Origin of the sequence: Bradyrhizobium sp. WSM2254 (assembly GCF_000472645.1) — a bacterium.
GTDB lineage: Bacteria > Pseudomonadota > Alphaproteobacteria > Rhizobiales > Xanthobacteraceae > Bradyrhizobium > Bradyrhizobium niftali.
Genome location: NZ_KI421445.1, coordinates 151728 through 172329 on the forward strand (window position 1 = coordinate 151728; position 20602 = coordinate 172329).

At 63.9% G+C, this 20602-nt stretch carries 18 protein-coding genes; 9 read left to right on the top strand and 9 right to left on the bottom strand.

Going from position 1 to position 20602, the window contains the following annotated elements; all coding sequences use genetic code 11:
- Positions 1–9 precede the first annotated feature (9 nt).
- Entirely contained in the window at positions 10–2328 is a 2319-nt protein-coding gene (locus tag A3M7_RS0139665; protein ID WP_027548854.1) for a bifunctional salicylyl-CoA 5-hydroxylase/oxidoreductase, read from the bottom strand.
- A gap of 291 nt (positions 2329–2619) precedes the next feature.
- On the opposite strand from A3M7_RS0139665, the gene A3M7_RS0139670 reads away from it, so the two are divergent.
- Positions 2620–3126 (top strand): MarR family winged helix-turn-helix transcriptional regulator, encoded by a 507-nt coding sequence (locus A3M7_RS0139670; RefSeq protein ID WP_027548855.1) that lies wholly within the window; start codon positions 2620–2622, stop codon positions 3124–3126.
- Positions 3127–3138: 12 nt separating this feature from the next.
- On the opposite strand, the gene A3M7_RS0139675 is transcribed toward A3M7_RS0139670, so the two are convergent.
- The 7 genes from A3M7_RS0139675 to A3M7_RS0139705 are packed head-to-tail and all read right to left on the bottom strand — an operon-like array spanning position 3139 to position 10513.
- Positions 3139–4803, bottom strand: coding sequence for an ATP-dependent acyl-CoA ligase (locus A3M7_RS0139675; protein ID WP_084302927.1), 1665 nt, complete (start codon positions 4801–4803; stop codon positions 3139–3141).
- Between the two features lie 9 nt (positions 4804–4812).
- The gene (locus A3M7_RS0139680) at positions 4813–5970 is read right to left on the bottom strand and encodes an ABC transporter substrate-binding protein (RefSeq protein WP_027548857.1); all 1158 of its coding nucleotides are present in this window, start codon (positions 5968–5970) and stop codon (positions 4813–4815) included.
- A 57-nt stretch (positions 5971–6027) separates the two neighbouring features.
- Positions 6028–6810, bottom strand: coding sequence for a cyclase family protein (locus tag A3M7_RS0139685; RefSeq protein WP_027548858.1), 783 nt, complete (start codon positions 6808–6810; stop codon positions 6028–6030).
- Between the two features lie 34 nt (positions 6811–6844).
- Positions 6845–8086, bottom strand: coding sequence for an SDR family NAD(P)-dependent oxidoreductase (locus tag A3M7_RS0139690; protein WP_027548859.1), 1242 nt, complete (start codon positions 8084–8086; stop codon positions 6845–6847).
- Positions 8083–9261 (bottom strand): thiolase family protein, encoded by a 1179-nt coding sequence (locus A3M7_RS0139695; RefSeq protein ID WP_027548860.1) that lies wholly within the window; start codon positions 9259–9261, stop codon positions 8083–8085. The genes A3M7_RS0139690 and A3M7_RS0139695 overlap by 4 nt, the downstream gene beginning before the upstream one ends.
- 25 nt (positions 9262–9286) lie before the next feature.
- Positions 9287–9715, bottom strand: coding sequence for an organic hydroperoxide resistance protein (locus A3M7_RS0139700; RefSeq protein WP_084302930.1), 429 nt, complete (start codon positions 9713–9715; stop codon positions 9287–9289).
- A gap of 15 nt (positions 9716–9730) precedes the next feature.
- Positions 9731–10513: an aspartate/glutamate racemase family protein gene (locus A3M7_RS0139705; protein ID WP_027548862.1), complete on the bottom strand. Its 783-nt coding sequence runs from the start codon at positions 10511–10513 to the stop codon at positions 9731–9733.
- A gap of 631 nt (positions 10514–11144) precedes the next feature.
- Here A3M7_RS0139705 and A3M7_RS0139710 point away from each other — a divergent pair.
- The 7 genes from A3M7_RS0139710 to A3M7_RS0139740 all read left to right on the top strand — a co-directional run bounded on the left by A3M7_RS0139710 (position 11145) and on the right by A3M7_RS0139740 (position 18156).
- Positions 11145–12293 (top strand): ABC transporter substrate-binding protein, encoded by a 1149-nt coding sequence (locus tag A3M7_RS0139710; RefSeq protein WP_027548863.1) that lies wholly within the window; start codon positions 11145–11147, stop codon positions 12291–12293.
- Between the two features lie 42 nt (positions 12294–12335).
- Positions 12336–13379, top strand: coding sequence for a branched-chain amino acid ABC transporter permease (locus A3M7_RS0139715; protein ID WP_027548864.1), 1044 nt, complete (start codon positions 12336–12338; stop codon positions 13377–13379).
- Positions 13376–15145, top strand: a complete 1770-nt coding sequence (locus tag A3M7_RS0139720; protein ID WP_027548865.1) for an ATP-binding cassette domain-containing protein — start codon at positions 13376–13378, stop codon at positions 15143–15145. Before A3M7_RS0139715 ends, A3M7_RS0139720 begins: the two co-directional genes overlap by 4 nt.
- Complete coding sequence (locus A3M7_RS0139725) at positions 15142–15855, top strand: ABC transporter ATP-binding protein (RefSeq protein WP_027548866.1); 714 nt, start codon at positions 15142–15144, stop codon at positions 15853–15855. Before A3M7_RS0139720 ends, A3M7_RS0139725 begins: the two co-directional genes overlap by 4 nt.
- A 217-nt stretch (positions 15856–16072) precedes the next feature.
- Positions 16073–16552 (top strand): hypothetical protein, encoded by a 480-nt coding sequence (locus A3M7_RS45700; protein WP_049823988.1) that lies wholly within the window; start codon positions 16073–16075, stop codon positions 16550–16552.
- A 249-nt stretch (positions 16553–16801) separates the two neighbouring features.
- A complete protein-coding gene (locus tag A3M7_RS0139735; RefSeq protein WP_027548867.1) occupies positions 16802–17308 on the top strand; it encodes a peptidoglycan-binding domain-containing protein in 507 nt (168 codons plus the stop codon).
- A gap of 224 nt (positions 17309–17532) precedes the next feature.
- Positions 17533–18156, top strand: coding sequence for a trans-aconitate 2-methyltransferase (locus tag A3M7_RS0139740; RefSeq protein WP_027548868.1), 624 nt, complete (start codon positions 17533–17535; stop codon positions 18154–18156).
- A 507-nt stretch (positions 18157–18663) separates the two neighbouring features.
- On the opposite strand, the gene A3M7_RS0139750 is transcribed toward A3M7_RS0139740, so the two are convergent.
- Positions 18664–18873 carry a PRC-barrel domain-containing protein gene (locus A3M7_RS0139750; RefSeq protein ID WP_027548869.1) on the bottom strand — a complete coding sequence of 70 codons (210 nt, stop codon included), beginning with the start codon at positions 18871–18873 and terminating at the stop codon, positions 18664–18666.
- 1183 nt (positions 18874–20056) lie between these two features.
- Between A3M7_RS0139750 and A3M7_RS0139755 the strand changes: the two genes are divergently transcribed.
- Complete coding sequence (locus A3M7_RS0139755) at positions 20057–20410, top strand: hypothetical protein (RefSeq protein WP_027548870.1); 354 nt, start codon at positions 20057–20059, stop codon at positions 20408–20410.
- Positions 20411–20602 lie beyond the last annotated feature (192 nt).

Below are 20602 nucleotides of genomic sequence, written 5' to 3' on the forward strand. Positions count from 1 at the left end.
CTCCTCCGCTCACTGCGCGCTAGCTGCCGCGGCGCGCGCCAGATTGGTTTCGTATTGCCCCTTGGCGGACAGATACTGCTTCGGCCAACTGACCGACGTGATGCCGATGCGCGCGGCTTCGTGCAACGTCCAGGCCGGGTCGGCAAGATGCGGCCGCGCAATGGCGCAGAGGTCGGCGCGGCCGGCTGCAAGGATCGAGTTGGCGTGATCGGCCTCGGAGATCGCGCCGACGGCGATGGTCTCGATGCCGACCTCGTTGCGGATCAGGTCGGCGAACGGCGTCTGGAATAGGCGCCCATAGATCGGCCGCTCCTCCTTCCAGACCTGCCCCGAGGAACAATCGATCACGTCTGCCCCCGCCTCCTTGAACATCGCGGCGAAGATCGCCGCATCGGCCGGAGTGTTGCCGCCTTCGGTCCAGTCGTGGCAGGACAAACGCACCGACATCGGCCGATCGGACGGCCACACCGCGCGCATCGCCTTGAACACCTCGAGCGGAAAGCGCGCGCGGTTCTCGTGGCTGCCGCCGTATTCGTCCGTGCGCCGGTTGGTCAACGGCGACAGGAAGCTCGACAGAAGATAACCGTGGGCGCAATGCAGCTCGAGCCACTCGACGCCGGCGGCAGCGGCGCGATGTGTCGCCGCGACGAAATCGTCGCGCACGCGGTCCATGTCGCTGCGGTCCATCGCCCGCGGCAACTGGCTGTGGGGCAGATACGGCAAGGCCGACGCGGAGATCAGAGGCCATTCTCCGGATTCAAGGGGTTGATCGATCCCATCCCATGGCACTCTGGTCGCGCCCTTGCGCCCGGCATGGCCGAGCTGGATTCCGACCTTGGCGTGTCCGAGACTGTGGACCAGCTCGACCAGGCGGCGCCACTGCGCTTCTTGCGCATCGTTCCAGAGCCCGAGGCAGCCCGGCGTGATCCGCGCATCCGGCGAGACGCAGGTCATCTCGGCAAAGATCAACGCAGCGCCGCCCATGGCACGCGCGCCGAGATGAGCAATGTGGAAGTCGTTGATGAGCCCGTCCTCGGCCGAATACATCGCCATCGGCGACACCATGATGCGGTTCGCGAGCGAAAGGCCACGCACGCGGTGCGGCGTCAGCATCGGCGGCGGCACCCGCTCGCCGTCCTTGACGGCGATACCCGAGCGCGCGGCGAACCAGCGCTCAAAACCTTCCAGCCAGGTGCGGTCGCGCAGGCGAAGGTTTTCGTGGCTGATACGCTGGGAGCGCGTCAGCATCGAATAGAAGAATTGCGGCGGCTCGAGCGTGTCGGCATAACGCCGGCCGACCACCTCGAACCATTCCATGGCGTTACGCGCCGCGTTCTGGATGCGCGCGACATCGACACGGCGCACCTCCTCATAGGCTTCCAGCACGGTTTCGATGCCGGCGCGACCGTGACCATGGCGGTCGAACTGGTTGGCGAGCTCAATGGCGTCGTCGAGCGCGAGCTTGGTGCCCGACCCGATCGCGAAATGCGCGGTGTGCGCGGCGTCTCCCATCAGCACGACATGAGACTTGCCGTTGAACACGCTCCATTTGCCGCAGATCAGGCGGCTGAAATTGAGCCAGGCCGAGCCGCGCAGATGGCGGGCATTGGTCAGGAGCTTCGCGCCATCGAGCGTCTCGGCGAAGATCTTTTCGCAGAAATCGATCGACGCCTGCTGATCGAGCTCGCCAAGCCCGTGGGCGTTGTAGGCCTCTTCCGTGGTCTCGACGATGAAGGTCGAGGTCTCCGCATCGAACTTGTAGATGTGCGCCTGGAACCAGCCGTGCTCGGTCCTCTGAAAATCGAACGTGAAGGCGTCGAACGCCTTCTTGGTGCCGAGCCAGATGTAGCGGTTCGGCCGGATCACCATGTCGGGCTGGAATTGCTCGGAATAGCGGGCGCGGATTCTGGAATTGACGCCGTCGCAGGCGACGATCAGGTCGGCGTCGGGAAATTCGAGATCGGACTCGACGTCACGCTCGAAGACGAGCTCGACACCCAGCGCCTCGCAGCGCCTCTGGAGGATGTTGAGCAGATGCTTGCGCCCGATACCGATGAAGCCATGGCCGGTCGTACGCTGGCGCGTGCCCTTGAAGACGAGCTCGATATCGTCCCAGTGATTGAAGGCGTCCTCGATCTCGGCGGCGCTCTCGGGGTCGGCAAGCCGCATCGCGGACATCATGGCATCGGAGAACACGACCCCCCAGCCGAACGTATCGTAGGGCTTGTTGCGCTCGACGACCGAGATGACGTGCTCCGGATGCCGGCGCTTCATCAGCAGGCCCAGATAGAGACCCGCCGGGCCGCCGCCGATACAGACTATGCGCATGATCCCTCGCTTTCGCGCGCCGCGCCGTGTGCCGAGCTCTCGCCCGAATTATTTTAAGCATAAAGTAATTTGTCCGCACGGGCCTTGTCAAGGTGGGTTCTGCAAGGAGCCCGGGCGACGCCCGCGGCGCCACAGCGTCGATCTTGAGATACAATCAAATTGGACACACGGCAGAGCCGATTCCGGGGCACCCGGGCTCAGCCTTGAATTTACTTTTGGCACGAACTATCTTGCCGGCATCCGCGAAAGCTGCATCAGCTTTCGTCAGGCCACCAAGCCCGGGAGATTCGATTGGCGCTCGCGAAGGAGTCCACGCCTGTTTCAGCCAAGAATGGGGCAGATCAGGAGGCCGAGTACAGGGCTCAAACGCGAGTTTGGCTCCGGCTGCTCGCCTGCACGACCCTGATCGAGGGGGAGCTGCGGCGCCGGTTTCGCGAAGAATTCGATTTCACGATGCCTCGCTTCGATGTTCTCGCGCAGCTCGACCGCGAGCCGAGCGGACTCGTGCTGGGAGAGCTGCCCAAGCGCCTGATGGTCTCGGCCGGGAACCTGACGCCGATCGTGGACCGCCTGGTCGAGGACGGATACATCACCCGCACGCCGTCGAACCTCGACCGCCGCGTGCAGATCGTCTGCATGACGGTCGAAGGCCGCAAGGCATTCAGGCGAATGGCCAAGAGCCACGGCGCGTGGCTTGCCGAGCTGCTGGCGGATTTCCCGGCGGACCGGTTCGACGGATTGATCGGCGAGCTCGACGAACTCAAGGGCGCCGTCAAGGACGCGCTGCAAAAACCCTGAGCGGACCGACGGTCAGCGTCGCACCCTCACTCCGGCCGCTTCGCGATCCCATGTGTCCGTGGTGACGCCCGCCTCGCGCAGCACGCCCTTCTTTATCTTGCCGTTCTCCGTCAACGGCATCTGGCTCAAAATCCGCACATAGCGCGGGATGGCGAAATAGGCGATCTGCCCTTCGCAATGCCTGACGATGTCGACGGGCTCCAGCGATTGGCCCGGTTCCAGCAGGATCGCAGCCGCAACCTCGTCCTCTCCCAATTCCGATGGCAGCGGGTAGATCGCGCAGGCGGCAACCGCGGGATGGGACTGGATGGCCTGCTCGACCTCCCATGAGGATACGTTCTCGCCGCGCCTGCGGATGGAATCCTTCATGCGGTCGATGAAGCGATAGTGTCCGTCGGCGTCCCGAACGACCCGATCGCCCGAGTGAAACCACAGATTTCGCCACGCCTCGACCGTCTTCTCCGGCATGCCGAAATAGCCGGTGGCGAAGGCAAAGGGCTCTCTTGCGCGAAGCAGCAGCTCGCCGGCCTGTCCGTCCGGAAGCGCTGAATCATTCTCGTCGACGACCAGCGCCTCGATTCCGTCGGCGAGATAGCCCATCGTCCCCGGACGATCGGACGGGATCGTGCCTGCGAACACGAAGTTCGTCTCGGTCGATCCGTAGCCGTCGACCAGCGGCACGCCAAACCGCTCGTTGAACGGACCGTGGATTTGCGGCGGCACGCCGCCGCCAAGCGCAACGCGCAGACGATGCGTCGAATCGTTCGCATTGGTCGGCTGCGCCAGAAGCATCGACGCCATCGCGCCGAGCAGATAGCCGACCGTCGCATTGTGCCGTTGCGCGGCGGCCCAGAAGCCGGAGGCGGAGAATTTCGGCTCCAGCACATAGGTGCACCCGTTCAGGAGCGCCTGATAGAACGCATTCAGCGCGTTGGTGTGGAACAGGGGCAGCGTCGTAAACAGCACATCGCCCTCGCGGACGCCGAGCGCTCGCGCCGAATAGATGCCCCACCAGAACAGCTGCGCCTGCGGACAGCACACACCCTTTGCAGGCCCCGTGGTGCCCGATGTGTAGAGGATCGCAACGGTGTCGCCGGGGCGGACGGCAGCCGCCGGCGCCGCGGCTCCGAGCGCCGGCAACGGTAACGCGGAAAGCCTGGCATCGATTGCATCGGCGGCAGCCCCGACGATCCAGGTCCGGGGCGGCAGCTCGACACCCGCCTCGACACTCTCGATCGCGACAACGAACTGAGCCTCGACGACGAGGAGCGCGGGACGCGAGTTGCGGAAGATGTGGGAGAGCTGGAAACCGCGGAGCGCGGTATTGATCGGGACTGCGATGGCCCCGAGCCACGCACAGCCGAGATAGACCTGCAAAAACTCCGGACGGTTCGAACACATCAGTGCGACCCGATCGCCCGGCTTGATCCCCGCATCGACGAGCGCCTGGGCCGACGCGGCCGCGATCGCCGCGGTCTGCGCAAAGGTCCAGCGCGTCTCACCCGCGACCAGCAGCGTGCGATCGCCATAGCGCTCGGCCTGCCGTGTGAGAATGGTGGACAGAATCCGGTCCGACGGCGGAAACGACGTCACCGCACGCGCCCAGGCCGGCGTCACGTTCTCCCGGCCGACCGCTTCGCTGGTGTTCGCCGGCGCCTCGTTCTCCGTCACGATCATGCTTCCGGCTCAGGGCAACAGCTTGTACTTGCCGTCCTCGATCTGGACCATGACGCGTGAGCGATCGTCGACGCCATGCCGGTCCGCCGGCGTGTAGGTGTAGACGCCCTGCGTCCCGACGACCTCCTTGGTCGTGAACAGCGCCTGACGGAGCGCGGTCCGGAATTCCGGCGAACCAGGCTTGGCGCCGGTCGCCATCGCGCGCTTGGCGGCATCGGCGAAGACCAGCCAGCCGTCGAAGGAATAGGACGAGAATGAATCCGTCGGCGCCTCGCCGTTCGCCTTCGCGAAGGCCGCGCGGAAATCCAGTGCAACCTTCTGGATCGGATTGCTGGCCGGAAGCTGCTCCGCCGCGGTCACCGGCCCGGTCGGGCAGATGATGCCGTTGGCGGCCTTGCCGGCAAGACGAAGGAAATCGGCGCTGATCATGCCGTGATTGCCATAGAGCGGCCCCTTGTAGCCGCGCTCAGACAGCGCGATCACCGGCAGCGCACCGGGCGTTCCCGTCCCACCCAGCATGATCGCATCGGGATGCGCGGCGACGACGCGCAGCACCTGCGCCGTGACCGAAGAGTCCGAACGCGCGTAGCGCTCATTGGCGATCACCTTGATGTCCGCCGACTTGGCGGCCTGCACCAGGGAATCGTAGAAGAGGTCACCTAACGCGTCGGAGAAGCCGATGAACGCGACGCTCTTCAATCCCTTCGCCTTCATGTTGTCGACGATGCCCTGCAACAGCAGCGGCGTCGGTTGCGGCGTCTGCACGACCCAGGGACCGCCCTCGCCCGGCGGCACCGGCGCGATCGGGGACACCGCGATCATCGGAATCCTCATCTCGATGGCCGCGGTCGCCATCGCGAGCGTCTGGGGCGCACCGGACGTGCCCATGAGGACATCGACTTTTTCCTGCTCGACGAGCTTGCGGGCGTTGCGCGCCGACGCGGTCGGATCGGAGCCGTCGTCCAACTGGATGACGCGCACCTTCTCGCCACCGATCTCACCGAGATAGACTTGGCCCGCCGCGATCCCCTTCCCGTTCGGAATTCCAATCGACGACACCGGCCCACTGAGGCCGGTGACGAAGCCGACGAGGATCTCAGCTTGGACGGCCTGAGGGACGGCAAGAAGCAATGCAGTGGAGGCCAGCAGGCTCTTGATCAAGTTCATGGCACCTGTCTTTCGTGAGGACTTCTTGTTCCGATTGGCAAGCGCCATGGATTCGCTTCAGGTCGACGAGACCAGCGCGATGACGCGAAGCGGACTGCCGGAGCCGTTCTGGATCTTCAGCGGCGAGGCCACGATGACGGCCCCGGTGGCCGGAAGCTGATCCAGGTTGCACAGGCATTGCAGGCCGTAGCGACCCGCGCCGTGCAGGAAGTGATGCGCCGGATAAGGCGGTTCGAAATGGCCGGCCTGCCCCGCATCCGTGCCGATGGTCTCGGTGCCAAATCCGATGACGCCGCGCTCCTCCACCAGCCACTTCATGACATCAGGGTTCGGGCCCGGCGTGTGCGCGCCGTCATCCCTGAGATTGGAGTAGTCGCGCCAGCCCTTCTTCGACCAGTCGGTCCTGAGCAGCACCCAATTCCGCTCGGGGATCCGGCCGTGCTTGGCTTCCCAGGCTTCGACGAGCGGGACGGTCAGCAGGAAATCGGGATCCTGGGCCGCCTGCGCGGAGCAATCGATGACGCAGGCCGGCGCGATCATGTCCTTGGCCGGCATCGTGTCGACGGCATTGTTCGGCAGGTTCTTGCCGGTGAACCAGTGAATCGGCGCATCGAAATGCGTGCCGGTGTGTTCGCCAAACGTAATGTTATTCCAGTACCAGGCCGGGCCGCGACCATCGTATCGCGAGATTTCCTGGATGCGGACCGGCGCCGCCTGGCCGAACTCCGGCGGCAGCACGATGACCGGAAAGTCCGGACTGAGCGTGAAGGTCAGATCGACGACGCGCACCGCGCCGGAAGAAATCGCACCCGCCAGTTCCAGGAGATTGTTGCCTTGCATCGTCACGTCCTCCGGCTTGGTTGAAATCTCGATGTCACCTGTCGAGCTCGCGCTCGAGCGCTTTCGGATTGGCCGCGAGGCGTTGTCGGATCTCCTCGGCGACGTCTCCGACATACATCTCCTCGAGCCCGCCTCTCAGCCCCGATACGATCGCCTGCGCGATCGCGCGCGGCGCGACCTTCGGCGGCGGCACGGTCTGGAACCATTCGGTGTCGACAGGCCCGGTGAACAGATTCATCACCTTGACGCCGCCTGGCCTGAGCTCGGCACGAAGACAGTGCGAGAGCGACAGGCACGCCGCTTGCGAGGCCGAGTAGGCGCCAAAGGCAGGCCAGTTCGCCAGCGCATAGACCGAGAGAATGTTGACCCACGCAGCGCTGTTATTGATGCCATCGGCCCCCCGCATCCGCATCGCGGGGCCAAAGGCCTGCGCGAGGTTGATGAAGCCGAGATAGGCCTGATCGATCTCGTCCCGTGCGATGCTCGTGCCCCTGCGGTCGAGCAGGCCGCCCGGCCGCACATACTCCGTTGTGTTGACGAGGATATCGACCTTGCCGCCGATGTCGGCGGCGAGATCGGCCGCGGATTTTTCGTCGGCCGCGTCAAGGGTCACGATCTCGATCCCGTCCTGGCCGCGCAGCAGCTTCTCGCCGGCGAAAGGCCGCCACGGCTCGGCAACGCCGACGAAGACCGTCCTGGCGCCCGCGGCCTTCAAGGCGGCGACGGCTTCCTGGCCGATCACGCTGCGGCCGTTGGTCACGAGCACGCGCCGGAATTTCGGATCGGCCGTCATTTCCCGCCACTGCTTGTCGTCTGCCATGTTGGGAGTCCCCCCCTCGGGATGGGCAAAGGCCACCGCCTGACCGCTCTTGTCGAGCTGAAGCGACATGCGAACTGGCGCGCCCTCCACGCAGTCGGCATGGAGATGCGCCACGATTGTCGGACCGCAGTCCATCCTGACGAGGCCGATGCGCCAGGGCGCCCGTTCGCGGAAATAGACGTCGCTCGGCACGCGCGCCGTGGTCTCGGAAAGAAGCATGCCCCGGCGCGGCGCATCGACGAAGGTGAGGCCGGACGACAGGCATGACGGACATGCCTCCCGCGCCGGATAGGCAAAGGCGTCGCAAGCCTCGCAGCGTTGCAGCATGAAGCGGCCTTCGGCGGCGGCCCGCGTGAACCCATGCGACGTCCTGCTGCGCGGTCGCGGTGGCGACGCAGGCAGCCGCGTCCGCAGCAGCGGGTTCTTGCGCCGGGGCGATTTGATCGGCTCTATCATCGCGACGGCCCTGCAAAAATCGCGGCGCCCGAGGCGAGACCGCGATCGTAGTTGATCATACCGAACCCCGAGGCCAAGGCGAGGCTCGCATTCCTGACCTGGGTGGGGCCTGCAATCCCCAGAACCTGCCGTAGACCTTCGACGAGGCCGAGATAGGCGCCGGCTGCGCCGGCCTGCCCGGCCGAGAGTTGTCCGCCCGAGGTGTTGTGCGGAAAGTCACCGTCGATGGTGAGGTCGTGCTGGCGCACGAACTCGGCCCCCTCCCCCTTCTTGCAGAAGCCGAGATCCTCGAACTGCATCATCGTGATAACGGGATAGTCGTCATAGGTCTGGACGACATCCAAATCGTCAGGCTTCACGGCGGCCATCGCATAGAGCTCGCCGATATCCATCGCCCAGCCGCCGCGCACCTGCATGGGATCGTCGGCAAAGGCGTTGTGCCGCTCGATCGTCGACAGCAGTCGCGCCGCAGGCAGCCCCAGCGATGCCGCGGTGTCTTCGCGCATGACGAGGAACGCTTCCGCGCCGGCGCAGGGCATCACGCAGTCGAAGAGATGGATGGGATCGGAGATCGGCCGGGCCGCGAGATACTGTTCGAGCGTCAACGGCGCCTTCATCAAGGCGTGCGGATTGCGCAGCGCATTGGCCCGTTGGGCGACCGCGATCCGACCGACATCCTCCCGCGTGACGCCGAAGGTGCGCATATAGTTGCGCGCAATCAGCGCGAAGCTCGCATTGGCGCCACCCGCGCCGTAGGGATAGACGGCATCCTGGTTGAAGCGCGAGAAATTCTCGAGCGTCAGCCGGAAGGAATCGACGTGGTTGGTGTCACCCGCCACGCACGCCACGATGTCGGCGTCATGAGCCTGAACCGCGCGCGCCGCCTTTCGCAATCCGGCGACGGCGCTGGCGCCACCGAGCGGAATCGTATCCAGCCATCGCACGCAGAGTCCGAAATGCTGCGTCAATCCGATCCCGCTGTCGGTCCCCATGGTGAAGCTGGAGACGCACAGGCCGTCGATGTCGGAGGCCTTGATGCCGGCCTGCGCGACGAGCGCGCTGAGCGCACGGCCGATCCACCACTGCGCGCTTTCGATGGAGTAGCGCACATAGGGAATCGTGACGGGAGCCGCAATCACGACGCCGTCGTACGGTGTGCGTAAGGAATTGGTCACCGACCGCCCGCCTCGTTCATCCGCCTCAAACCACCGTCAGTTTCACGGCAATATTGCCGCGGGTTGCGTTCGAATAGGGGCAACGCTCGTGCGCGCCGGCGACGACCTCTTCGGCCACTGATTTCTCGACACCGGGCAGATTGACCTTCAGCTCGACAGCGAGCGCATATCCGACCGGAACCGGCCCCATCGCAACCTTTGCGGTCACGGTGGGCTCGGCGGCTGGCGCAACCTTGTGGGTGCGCGCGACGAGCTTGACCGCACCGAGAAAGCACGCGGCATAGCCGGCCGCAAAGAGCTGCTCGGGATTGGTGCCTTCGCCGCCGGGGCCCCCCATCGATTTCGGCAAGGACAGCGACACCGACAAGAGACCGTCGGCGCTGGCAGCCTTGCCATCCCGACCTCCGGTCGCCGTCACCTCGGTCTCGTACAGGATCTTTTCGGGAACCATCATGATTATTCTCCAGGACTAGCGGCTGTTGCGGGCAAGCAGCGCGCGGAAATCGTCGCGCGCCTGGGCGCTGGCCCGCTTGAAGCTCGGCCCTCGGCTGGGCTCGGTGCCATTGAGCTTCCGGAGCTGCACCCACATCTCGGCACTCTTCAGCGCCACGGCCGCGCAGTTGACCACCGGCGCGTGGCCGATCTTCAGGCCATGCTCCCTGCCGATCAGGAGACCCGGCAGCACACCGGCCGGAATCACAACATCGGCGCCGCGCTCGACCAGCGGACGTGCGCAGGCAACAAAGTCCTCGATCATGCGGGCTTGCGCGGCATCGTCTCCGGCGAACGCATCGGCGAAATCCGCCGGCTTGCAGCCAAGGCCGGTCACGTGGACCACGCGACCACCGAGGCCGTAACGCTCGGCCTGCTCGTAATGCCAGACCTCGAAGACAGGATCGAGCGTCACAAGGCCTAATCGCCGGCCCAGCTGCGAGGCCGCCAGCAACGTCGCCTCGCCGGTCCCGATCACGGGAATGTCGAGCGCCGAGCGCAGCTCGTAGAGTCCGGGATCCTGGAAATGCCCCATCACGAAGGCGTCGAACCCGCCCTCCTCGGCCGCGATGCCGTTGTCGATCGCCTGGACGGCGCAGCGCAATTCCGCGAGCCGCCCGAACTCCCGGTCCGGTGGCGTAATGCCCTCGACATGAACCGTCGTGCCTGCTGCGGCGATGTTGTTGAGGTATTCCGACAGCCGCGCCATGTAGGGCGCGTTCACGCTCGCATCAACGAAGCTCTGCCAGAAGATGCGCATCGTCCTTCTCCTCAAGCGGTGATCGGAGGATCGGTCGTCGGCTGCCGATGAATATATTTCAATCATAAACTAATTCACGCGTCAAATGCGCGCGGCGACGCCGCCGACGGGGCCCGTCACGGCAGGGCAGGCACGGCCTTTTCGTCCGGCCCAATGGCAAAGAAGCGCCGCGCTCTGTCGAAATTGTATGCAACGACATTTTTTTCTGACAGCACCGTGACACGTGTTGACGGCCCCACCGATAATACTTTAGGCTTTAAGTAATTCCTCGCCGGTCAGGGACCGGTGGCCATGACAATGATGTTGCAGGGCACCGATTTTGAGAGACTCGATCGTGTGGACAGTCGCCGTGCTCGGACAGCCGGCAGCAGCAGCACCGCCGGTCGCGCATCGCGGCAGGGCCAACGACCTTTCATCGCTTCAGATAAGGCCCGCCCGCATTCGCCGATGGGCCCGTTGTTCGAGCGGCAAGCAACATCATGGCTGCTGACGCCCGGCCGAGCAGACTCGCGTCGGCCGCGCCCATGATTTGGCGCTGCAGCAATGCTTTCAATCGGTTCGTCTGTCGTTCGGGCTTCCCGCGCGGCGGCATCAAAGCATTCCTATCCAGCATCAACGGAGGAGAACGCAAATGCGCAAGACTCTGAGCCTACTTGCACTTGTCGCCGGCATCGTCGCAGCCCCGGCGGCGCAGGCCGACATCACCATCGGCTTCGTCACCTCGCTCAGCGGCAACGGCTCGTCGATCGGCATCCCCTACGGGCGTGGCATCAACGCCGCCTATGAATACAAGAAGACCATCAACGGCGAGACCGTTCGCCTGATCCAGCTCGACGACGGCTCCGACCCGTCGGCCGCGACCCGCAATGCCCGCAAGCTGGTGGAAGAAGAGAAGGTGGACCTCCTGATCGGCACCGCGACGGCCCCCTCGACCATCGCCATGGCGGCGGTGGCGAGCGAGCTGAAGGTGCCGATGATCGCGGTCTCGCCGATCGGCAAGCTGCCTGATACGCCCGAGCAATGGGTGGTGTCGGTGCCGCAGCCGGCCTCCCTCCTCGTCAAGATCGTCGCCGATCGCATGAAGCGCGACGGCATGAAGAACATCGGCTATATCGGCTTCTCCGACGCGTGGGGCGACCTCGTCTACAACGGCGCCAAGGCCGCCGAAGCCGCCGGCGACATCAAGATCCAGACCAACGAGCGCTATGCCCGCACCGACACCTCGGTCACCGCGCAGATCCTGAAGGTGCTTGCCGCGCGGCCGGACGCGGTGCTGGACGGCGGCTCGGGGACGCAAGGCGCGCTGCCTCTGCTCAGCCTCGCCGAGCGCGGCTTCAAGGGCAATACCTACGGCACCGTGGCGCTGGTCAATCCGGATTTCGTCAACGTCGGCGGCAAGGCCGCCGACGGCATCCAGGTCTCCGCGGGTCCCGTGATCGTCGCCGAGCAGCTTCCCGACGAGCACTTTGCCAAGAAGATCGCGCTCGACTTCCGCGCCGTCTACCAGAAGACCCATAACATCCCGACCACCGACGGCTTCTCCGCCTACTCCTTCGACGCCTGGCTGATCTTCGCCAACGCCGCCGAGCGCGCGCTCAAGACCGCGAAACCCGGAACGGCGGAATTCCGTACGGCGCTACGGGACGCGATCCTCAGCACCAAGGAACTGCCGGGAGTGCATGCCGTCTACAACTTCAAGCCCGGTGCGGTGACCGGCGTCGACGAGCGCGCGCTCGTCGTGGTGCGCCTGACCGGAGGCGCCTGGAAGTTCGCGCCGTAGTCGGAAGGCGGCAGACAGTCAAAACGGGGGAACGGCGTCTCAATGACGAGTGACATCGCAGCCATTCTTGCGATCGACGGGATCGCCACCGGCGCAGTCTATGCGCTGGTGGCGATCGGGACCGTCCTCATCTTCACGGTGACACGGGTCATCTTCATTCCCTTCGGCGACATCGCCGCCTTCACCGCGCTGACGCTGGCGGCCCTGGATGCGAAGCGCTTTCCGGGCACGGGGGCGCTGGTCGTCATCCTGGCCTGCCTTGCGACCCTGATCGAGATCGTCTCGCTCATGCGCGCCGGCGAGCTTCGGCTGCTGCCACGCGCGCTCTTCTTCTACCTCGTGCTTCCGCTGGCCGTGGTCGGCCTCGCCTGGCTGACGATGCGCGCCGATCCTCCGCTCGCTGTCAGGCTCGTGCTCGCGCTGATGCTGATAACGCCCATCGCCCCGCTTCTGGACCGGATCGTCTTCCGCCCCATCGCGGACGGAACGGTGCTGTTGCTCCTGACGGTCTCGGTCGCGCTGCATTTCGCGCTGGTCGGCCTCGGCCTGCTCTTCTTCGGACCTGAAGGCGTCAGAACCGAACCGCTGACGTCGCTCTCGACTGAGTTCGCCGGTGTGCTGGTCTCGGGCCAGACCATGCTGATCGTGATCGCAGCGCTCGTCTTCAGCGGCCTGCTCTATCTCTTCTTCGACTTTACGCTGGTCGGAAAATCGCTGCGCGCCACCGCCGTGAACCGGACCGGCTCCCGCCTGATGGGAATACGGCCCGCCCGCGCCGGCACGATCGCCTATCTGCTGGGCTCACTGATGGCCGGTGTATCGGGCATCCTGATCGCGCCTGTGAACACCGTGTTCTATGATTCCGGCTTCCTGATCGGCCTCAAGGCCTTCGTCGGCGCCATCGTCGGCGGCATGACCAGCTATCCCGGCGCGGCGATCGGCGCCGTCGGCGTCGGCATCCTCGAGAGCTTCGCATCCTTCGAGAGCAGCGCGCTGAAGGACGTCATCGTGTTCTCGCTTCTGATCCCGATCCTGATCTGGCGTTCCCTCGCCTCGCTGCATTCCGAGGAGGAGATCGAGGAATGACGCGCTTCCAAATTCAGCTCGTGGCAATGGTGGCGCTGGCGTGTCTGGCGGTGGCCCCCTTCGTGCTCAGCCCCTTCAGCATCACGCTGATGAACTACATCGGCATCTATTCGCTGGTCGCCATCGGCCTTGCCCTGCTCACCGGCGTCGGCGGCATCGTATCCTTCGGACAGGCAGCGTTCGTGGGCGTCGCGGCCTATGCGACGGCGTGGGTCTCCGCGCTGAACGGATACTCCCCGTGGCTCGGCCTCCTGTTCGGGGTGGCGCTGACCTGCTGCGTCGCGGCCATCCTCGGCGTCGTCACCTTGCGGCTTCAGGGACATTTCCTCTCGCTCTCGACCGTCGCATGGGGCCTTGCGATCGGCTTCCTGTTCGGCAATGTCGAGGGGCTCGGCCGCTTCAACGGCATCTCGTCGATCCCGCCGATCAGCATCGGATCGTTCGCGCTTGTTACGAGCGCGCAGATCTATTTCCTGATCTGGGGCATCGTCGCCGCCGTCCTCCTGCTCGGATATAATCTGCTGGACTCCCGGCTCGGCCGTGCCATGCGGGCGCTCCGCGGCGGCAACACGCTGGTCGAGAGCCTCGGCATCAACGCCTTCCGGATCAAGCTCGTGACCTTCGTGATCGCGGCCTTCCTGGCCTCGCTCTCCGGGTGGCTCTACGCCCATATGAGCCGCTTCATCAGCCCGGGTCCGTTCGATGCCGGCATGGGCATCGAATATCTGATGATGTCGATGGTCGGCGGCGCCGGAAGCCTGCTCGGTGGTGTCGTCGGTGCCGCGGTCGTCACCCTGCTCAAGAACAGCGTGCAGGATTATCTGCCGCTGATCGCCAAGGGCGCTTCAGGACAGCTGGAGATCGTCGCCTTCTCGGCGCTGTTCATCTTGTTCCTGCAATGGGCGCGGCAGGGCATCGTGCCATTCGTTGCGCGCTACTTGCCGAAGATCAAACGCGAGCGGCCGGAGCCGGCGGCTCCCCTGCCCCGCCGCGCACAACCGGCACCCGGCGAACTACTTTTGAAGGTCGACGGCGCCGAGCGCCGGTTCGGCGGCCTGGTCGCCGTCAACAATGTCAGCTTCGAGGTACGCTCCGGCGAGATCCTTGCCGTCATCGGCCCGAACGGCGCCGGCAAGAGCACGATGTTCAACTGCCTGACCGGCGCGCTCCGGGTCAACAAGGGCGAGATCGTCTTTGCGGGACGCCCGATCACGCGCGATCCGCAATCCCGCATCGCCAAGGCCGGGATCGCGCGGACCTTCCAGCATGTGAAGCTGCGGCCGCGCATGAGCTTGCTCGAAAACGTCATGCTCGGCACCTACGCCCGCACCAGCACAGGCCTGTTCGCGAGCGCCCTCCGTCTCAACCAGCGCGAGGAAGCCAGCGCGCGGCACGAGGCGCTGACGCAGCTCGAGCGCGTCGGGCTCGGCGAAAAGCCGTTCGAGCTCGCAGGCAACCTGCCGCTCGGCAACCAGCGCATCCTGGAGATCGCCCGTGCGCTCGCCGCGGACCCAGCACTGCTGGTGCTGGACGAGCCGGCGGCGGGCCTTCGCCGCCAGGAAAAGCTGCGGCTTGCGGAGCTGCTCCGCTCACTGCGGTCGGACCACCTGACCATCCTGATCGTCGAGCATGACATGGAGTTCGTGATGTCGCTGGTCGACCGCATCGTGGTGCTCGATTTCGGATCCAAGCTCTGCGAAGGCGCTCCAGCTGCGATCCGCAGCGACGAGCGGGTTCAAGAGGCCTATCTTGGAGGCGTCGCGTGAGCGAGATGTTTTCCATGACGGACGTGACCGTCTGCTACGACAATGTCGAGGCGGTCCGCAACGTCTCGCTGTCGGTCGAGCAAGGGCAGATCGTCACCGTCATCGGTCCGAACGGCGCCGGCAAGACCACACTCTTGATGGCCGCCATCGGGCTGCTCGCCTCCCGCGGCCGCATGGTGTTTCAGGGCAATGACATCGGGAGGATGTCCGTCGAGGATCGCGTCGAGCGCCGGCTGTGCCTCGTGCCGGAAAAGCGCGAGCTGTTCTCCGACATGTCGGTCGCCGACAACCTCCTGCTCGGCTCCTACAGCCTGCGCGACCGCTCGGGCGTCCAGAAGACGCTGGACGAGGTCTATGATCGCTTTCCCCGCCTGAAGGAGCGGCAGCGCCAGGCCGCCGGCACGCTCTCCGGCGGCGAGCGCCAGATGCTCGCGCTCGGCCGCGCGCTGATGGCCAAGCCGAAGCTGCTCATGCTGGACGAACCCAGCCTTGGCCTTGCGCCGCTGATCGTGCGCGAGATCTTCCGCACCATCGCCTCCCTGCGCGATCTCGGCGTGTCCATCCTGCTGGTCGAACAGAACGCCCGCGCCGCGCTGGAGACGGCCGACTACGGCTACGTGCTCGAAACCGGCGAGATCGTGCAGTCCGGCCCCGCCAAGGATCTCATCCACGATCCCAGGCTGATCACGGCCTATCTCGGCGGGCATTAGGACCGGCCCTTGCAGGCCGCACAACAAAAAGTCGAAAAACAACCCCATGCACAGTAGCCGGGGACAGTGATATCAATGGTTTAACAGCCCCGCGCCATCGCTTCTGATTTCTCGAAACAGAGTTGACCCGTCGGGCAAAACAGGGGCATGATGTCATCATCGCAGCGCTCGCCCTGGTCGTTGGCTGGTTGGGCGCCGTGCTGATCCGGGGGCAACGATGCGCAACACGCGGGACCGCTGGCATCTATCCTCGATGCTCCTGGCGGTCTCCGGCACCCTGTTGGTCGGCGTCGGCATCTACTTCCTGTTCCTCCGCCCTCCATTGCTGCCGGAGGACATCCGGTACATGAGCCTCACCCCGGCCGAATTGCAGTCGGTCGGGCCCAGACTCATGTCATGGCTGACCTACGTCTTTCGTGTGATGGGCGGCTACGTGGCGGCCACGGGAATTCTCGCGCTCACCCTGGCCGCGACGTCCTTCCGCGACCATCGCCCCGTGGCTGCGGTCGGCGCCGGGGTTGCTGGCGGGCTCTCGATCGGGTTGATGGCCGCCGTCAACTTCATGATCCAATCGGATTTCAAATGGGTGCTGCTCGGCATGGTGCTCGTCTGGGGGACGAGCATCGCAACGTTCGTCCGCGAGTCCGCCCTTGCTTCGCGACAGAGCCGGGTACGCAACCCTGACCTACGTCAATAACTGAACGGCCTGTCCAGCCGATGATCATGTCCCTGTCCTTCCTGTCGGTCCATCTCAGTGCGATGCCGTGCAACAATCAACGCCCGCTAAGGAACAAGTGTCCCCCCGTAACAGTTGCCAGCGACAGAACCCGGAGTCGACCCTTGATTTGGACGCCGCTGGACGTTCGAATGTCACAGCGGCGCATTTGAACCGATAGGTGTTCAACGCGAAATCATCGCGAGACTTAAGATCAGCGAAGAATATGCCATGCGTGTCTTCATCCTCGCATTGTCAGCCTTGGGAATTTTCTTGGGAATTCTCGTCGGTGCAAATGGTGCCGCGGCCGGTCCGAGCACGACCGACCGTGAGCTGATCGCATCCGTCGATCCGGCGATCGTTGCCGGCGAGGCAACTCAGGAAACCGAAGATCAGATCGGCCTCAACAAGGGAAAGCGTCGCGACGTGCAGCGCCGGCTGACCGATCTCGGTTTCGACACCAAGGTCAACGGACGGTTCGACGGGTCGACCCGCGCCGTCATCACGCGCTGGCAGGCGGCACGCGGCTATCCCAGGACAGGCTTCCTAAACCCGCTGCAGCATCAGGCGCTCCTGACCGAATCCGCCTCGGCGGCGCATGCCGGCGTCAGCGGCAGCGACAAATCCGATGACGACCGTCCAACCCGTCGTCGCACGGGTGCTCACCATCAGCACAGCGGGGGTGGTCCCGGCGGACTGATTGGCGGCGTGGTGGGGGGACTGTTCGGACGCAGGTGACCGAGGTGCTCCAGGTAGTGCAGGTTTCAGGCGTTCATGTCCCCGCCGGGCCGGGATAGTGAACGAGGTAGCTGCACGGGGCGGTGGTGCCTTCCGGATGCGCCGCGACATCGGTACGGGCAACGGGCAAATGTGTCCAGGGCTGCTCTGTGCTTATTGTCAAGGATTGGGGGAGTTGCCATGTTCTGAACTAATCGCGGCCCCTTGGGTGGAGGGAACACGCAATGGAGAGCGAGAACCGTCAAGCCCATTGGGAAGGCGTCTACACCCACAAGGGCGAGAACGAAGTAAGCTGGTTTCAGGAAAGTCCGGCTCCTTCGCTTGAGTTGATTGCCCGGGTCGGCGCGGCTCAGGCTTCGGCCATCATCGACATCGGTGGGGGTGCTTCGCGCCTGGTCGACAATCTCATTGATCGGGGCTTTGAGGATGTAACCGTCCTCGATTTGTCCGGGGCGGCACTTGAGGCCGCGAAAGCCCGCCTTGGAAGCCGGGCCGCACAGGTTCATTGGATCGTCGCGGATGCAACAGCCTGGGAGCCGCTGAAGGCTTACGATGTTTGGCACGATCGGGCGGCCTTTCATTTCCTGACCGAGGAGCGTGACCGTGCTGCGTATGTCGCGCGTCTCGGACGGGCCTTGAAAGTCGGAGGGCACGCAATCATTGCCACCTTTGCGCTCGACGGACCTGAACGATGCAGCGGCCTTCCCGTCGTGAGGTACGATGCTGCGAGCCTCGGTCAGACCCTCGGTAGCGCGTTCCAACTCGTTGAGACCCGGCGGCACGCTCATGCGACGCCTTGGGGCACCGATCAATCATTCCAATTCAGTGTGTTCCGCCGCGGCTCCTGAACCGCGACGCCGCGCAGAGGAGTTAGTTCAACTCATGACGGCTTGGCAGAGCGTGGCAATTGCAAAGCAGGGCGGACCTTCTGCGCGAGTGTCTCATCCCATGGTCGGCGGGCTCGACACCGCGTCGGCTTAGGTCGCGACTGGAGTAACCATCCGATCTTCATCTATCCGCAATGGTCGTTTCTTTGGCGAAGGGCTACTTCCGCTCGTGGCCCTTAGCCGAAGGTCGATTGAGCGCGTGTCATGTCGGCTGCCAACATTTTTGAAACTTTGCCCGATACTCTCGCGCCGTCTGCGTTTGGAACTGAAACATTTTCTAGCCTGAACGATTTACTCCCGGGGCTTCGCAAGATGCGAGGCATTCATGAACCCTCTTTCGGCGAGCGACGTGTTCCTTACGGTCGCGGTTATGAGCACGACGTTCCTGATCGAGATCGGGTTTTTCATCCTGATCGGAATGTTCTGAAATAGCGCGCTATTGGGGTGATGCGCAGCGGGTGCGAAGGTCTAGTTCTCCTCGAACTTGATGGTTGAGACCGGCCATCTTCCGTCATGACCTTTGATTGAAATCCGAAGCCCGTGCAATTCATCCAGCCAAACTTTCTCGACCGTGCCTGCCTTTCCGTCAGTAAGGACGACGGTTTTGCCGATCAATTCGGATTGCGCCTTACCGTACTCATTCAAGATCGTCGATGCACGAAGCTTCACCGGCGGCATCGTTCATCCATGTTCGCCCAGCCGACTGCGGCTCAACCGCGCGGCTTGTTACAGTGCTCGGCCGCTTCGAATTCGCGGAGCCGATCGATTTGCGCTCTCAGGCTCGCCGGTAGTTTCGACTCTGGTTTCAGCGACGCACGTAGTCTCTCGCCGATCTCTCGAATGATGGCCCGACAGTGTATGTGGTCAATGTCAATTCGGTTGCGCATGACGGAGCCTTCGGTTCCGGCAGCACCCCGTGCCTCCCCCCCGCAACCGATCGGGCCCCCGCAACCGATCGGGGCACTGCTGGCGATTTTGAATAGAACTGGAGACCGTCGCTTTTGGCTATCTGCGCGAGCGCTTGTGTTAAGACTTGTGTTAAGAACAGCGGGTCGTTCGCCACGACCTTTGGCTATCCGCGACATGCGCCGTGTTACTACCGGCGAGCGACGGCCTCAGTTTTTCTAAAGCCTGGCGGACGCTTTCGTTCCTTGATTTCTGATCGCGACCGCGATGTTCCATTCCGAAGGAGGAACCTGCCCCAGCGGCTAGTCGCTGGCGCCATGGAAGCAACTTCCAAGCAACTTCCGATGCGGCCGAAAACATTGGGCCGCAGTGTTCGGGAACCATTTCTGAGAGTGCCCGGTTAGTTCATGGGGCGATAAAGGGGATCATCGTCATGAGGACTAAATATCTCGCTGCGATTGCGATAGCTGTTCTTGCTTGTAGTGGGCTGGTCGTGAATTCCGTCGGCTCGCTTCATCGCGAAAAGCAGTCCACGCCGGCCGCCATACAAGTGGCGGACCGATTAGCTGGGTCCTTGGATCCGTATTTGATCCGGTCTGGCGGCTAAAACGGCCGGTGTAATTCAGAAATGCATTGGCGGCGCTGCCTTAAGTCATGGGGCATCGCGCCCGTTCGACAAGCAAGGCTGTGCAACGCCTTTGTCTCACATCCCATCGCGCTCGCATCCATACGTCGCATTCCTCGTCTGTCGGATTGAACGCTGCCTCTGCCTACGCCGCAACTTCGTGTCCGTTACTTCCGATATTGGCCCATCGCGTCAGTTAGTCCGATGCAGCGTTTGTCTGGAGTTGGGGGTAAAGCCGACCTGCCGGCTGAACGCCCGGACTTCTCAGTTTGCCCCTTAGCGGACCATTATGTTTGACGCTCGATAGCTTAGGGAAGCTGGAGAAGCGAGATGTCGCTCATTTTATGCCTACTTGCCATTGCGCTGCTCGGCGTTGCCGCATGGGGTTTCCGGTCCACTATGTTGGAGCTAAGCAAATGGTATCCGCAAGAGCCAATGGACACCATTTCCCGCAGGTTCGAGGTTGATAGTTTCGTCTGGAGCTCACGCGCACCGCGCGCATTGCGCCGTCGGTATATTGCGACACAGGCGTGCGCGATCCCGGCGATCCTCTGCCTCGCGGCACTGGTTTGGCTGAATGAGACACGTCCCGATGTCCGTATCTGGGGGACTGTCGCATTCTGCACCGTGTCATTTCTTATCGCCGGTGTTCTGGCGTGGAAAGTCATTCGGCACGAGGTGTGACCCATCGACGTCCTTGGGACGCAGGACTGGTATTGACCCTGAGCGGACATTGCCTGCTATTTTTCTCAGATTGGGATAGACTGGCATCACTACCTTACGATGCAGGATAGCAGCCGCCAAGCGGGATCGACGCGCCGAATAGTCTGCCCAGCATGCCAAGGATGTTGTGATCGCCAGAGTTCGTTTGGCTGT

What these genes read in the sequence shown, in the direction of transcription:
- A3M7_RS0139665 (WP_027548854.1), bottom strand. Translation starts at nt 2,328, where the DNA reads ATGCGCATAGTCTGTATCGGCGGCGGCCCGGCGGGTCTCTATCTGGGC.
- A3M7_RS0139675 (WP_084302927.1), bottom strand. Translation starts at nt 4,803, where the DNA reads ATGATCGTGACGGAGAACGAGGCGCCGGCGAACACCAGCGAAGCGGTC.
- A3M7_RS0139680 (WP_027548857.1), bottom strand. Translation starts at nt 5,970, where the DNA reads ATGAACTTGATCAAGAGCCTGCTGGCCTCCACTGCATTGCTTCTTGCC.
- A3M7_RS0139685 (WP_027548858.1), bottom strand. Translation starts at nt 6,810, where the DNA reads ATGCAAGGCAACAATCTCCTGGAACTGGCGGGTGCGATTTCTTCCGGC.
- A3M7_RS0139690 (WP_027548859.1), bottom strand. Translation starts at nt 8,086, where the DNA reads ATGATAGAGCCGATCAAATCGCCCCGGCGCAAGAACCCGCTGCTGCGG.
- A3M7_RS0139700 (WP_084302930.1), bottom strand. Translation starts at nt 9,715, where the DNA reads ATGATGGTTCCCGAAAAGATCCTGTACGAGACCGAGGTGACGGCGACC.
- A3M7_RS0139705 (WP_027548862.1), bottom strand. Translation starts at nt 10,513, where the DNA reads ATGCGCATCTTCTGGCAGAGCTTCGTTGATGCGAGCGTGAACGCGCCC.
- A3M7_RS0139710 (WP_027548863.1), top strand. Translation starts at nt 11,145, where the DNA reads ATGCGCAAGACTCTGAGCCTACTTGCACTTGTCGCCGGCATCGTCGCA.
- A3M7_RS0139715 (WP_027548864.1), top strand. Translation starts at nt 12,336, where the DNA reads ATGACGAGTGACATCGCAGCCATTCTTGCGATCGACGGGATCGCCACC.
- A3M7_RS0139720 (WP_027548865.1), top strand. Translation starts at nt 13,376, where the DNA reads ATGACGCGCTTCCAAATTCAGCTCGTGGCAATGGTGGCGCTGGCGTGT.
- A3M7_RS45700 (WP_049823988.1), top strand. Translation starts at nt 16,073, where the DNA reads ATGCGCAACACGCGGGACCGCTGGCATCTATCCTCGATGCTCCTGGCG.
- A3M7_RS0139735 (WP_027548867.1), top strand. Translation starts at nt 16,802, where the DNA reads ATGCGTGTCTTCATCCTCGCATTGTCAGCCTTGGGAATTTTCTTGGGA.
- A3M7_RS0139740 (WP_027548868.1), top strand. Translation starts at nt 17,533, where the DNA reads ATGGAGAGCGAGAACCGTCAAGCCCATTGGGAAGGCGTCTACACCCAC.
- A3M7_RS0139750 (WP_027548869.1), bottom strand. Translation starts at nt 18,873, where the DNA reads ATGCCGCCGGTGAAGCTTCGTGCATCGACGATCTTGAATGAGTACGGT.
- A3M7_RS0139755 (WP_027548870.1), top strand. Translation starts at nt 20,057, where the DNA reads ATGTCGCTCATTTTATGCCTACTTGCCATTGCGCTGCTCGGCGTTGCC.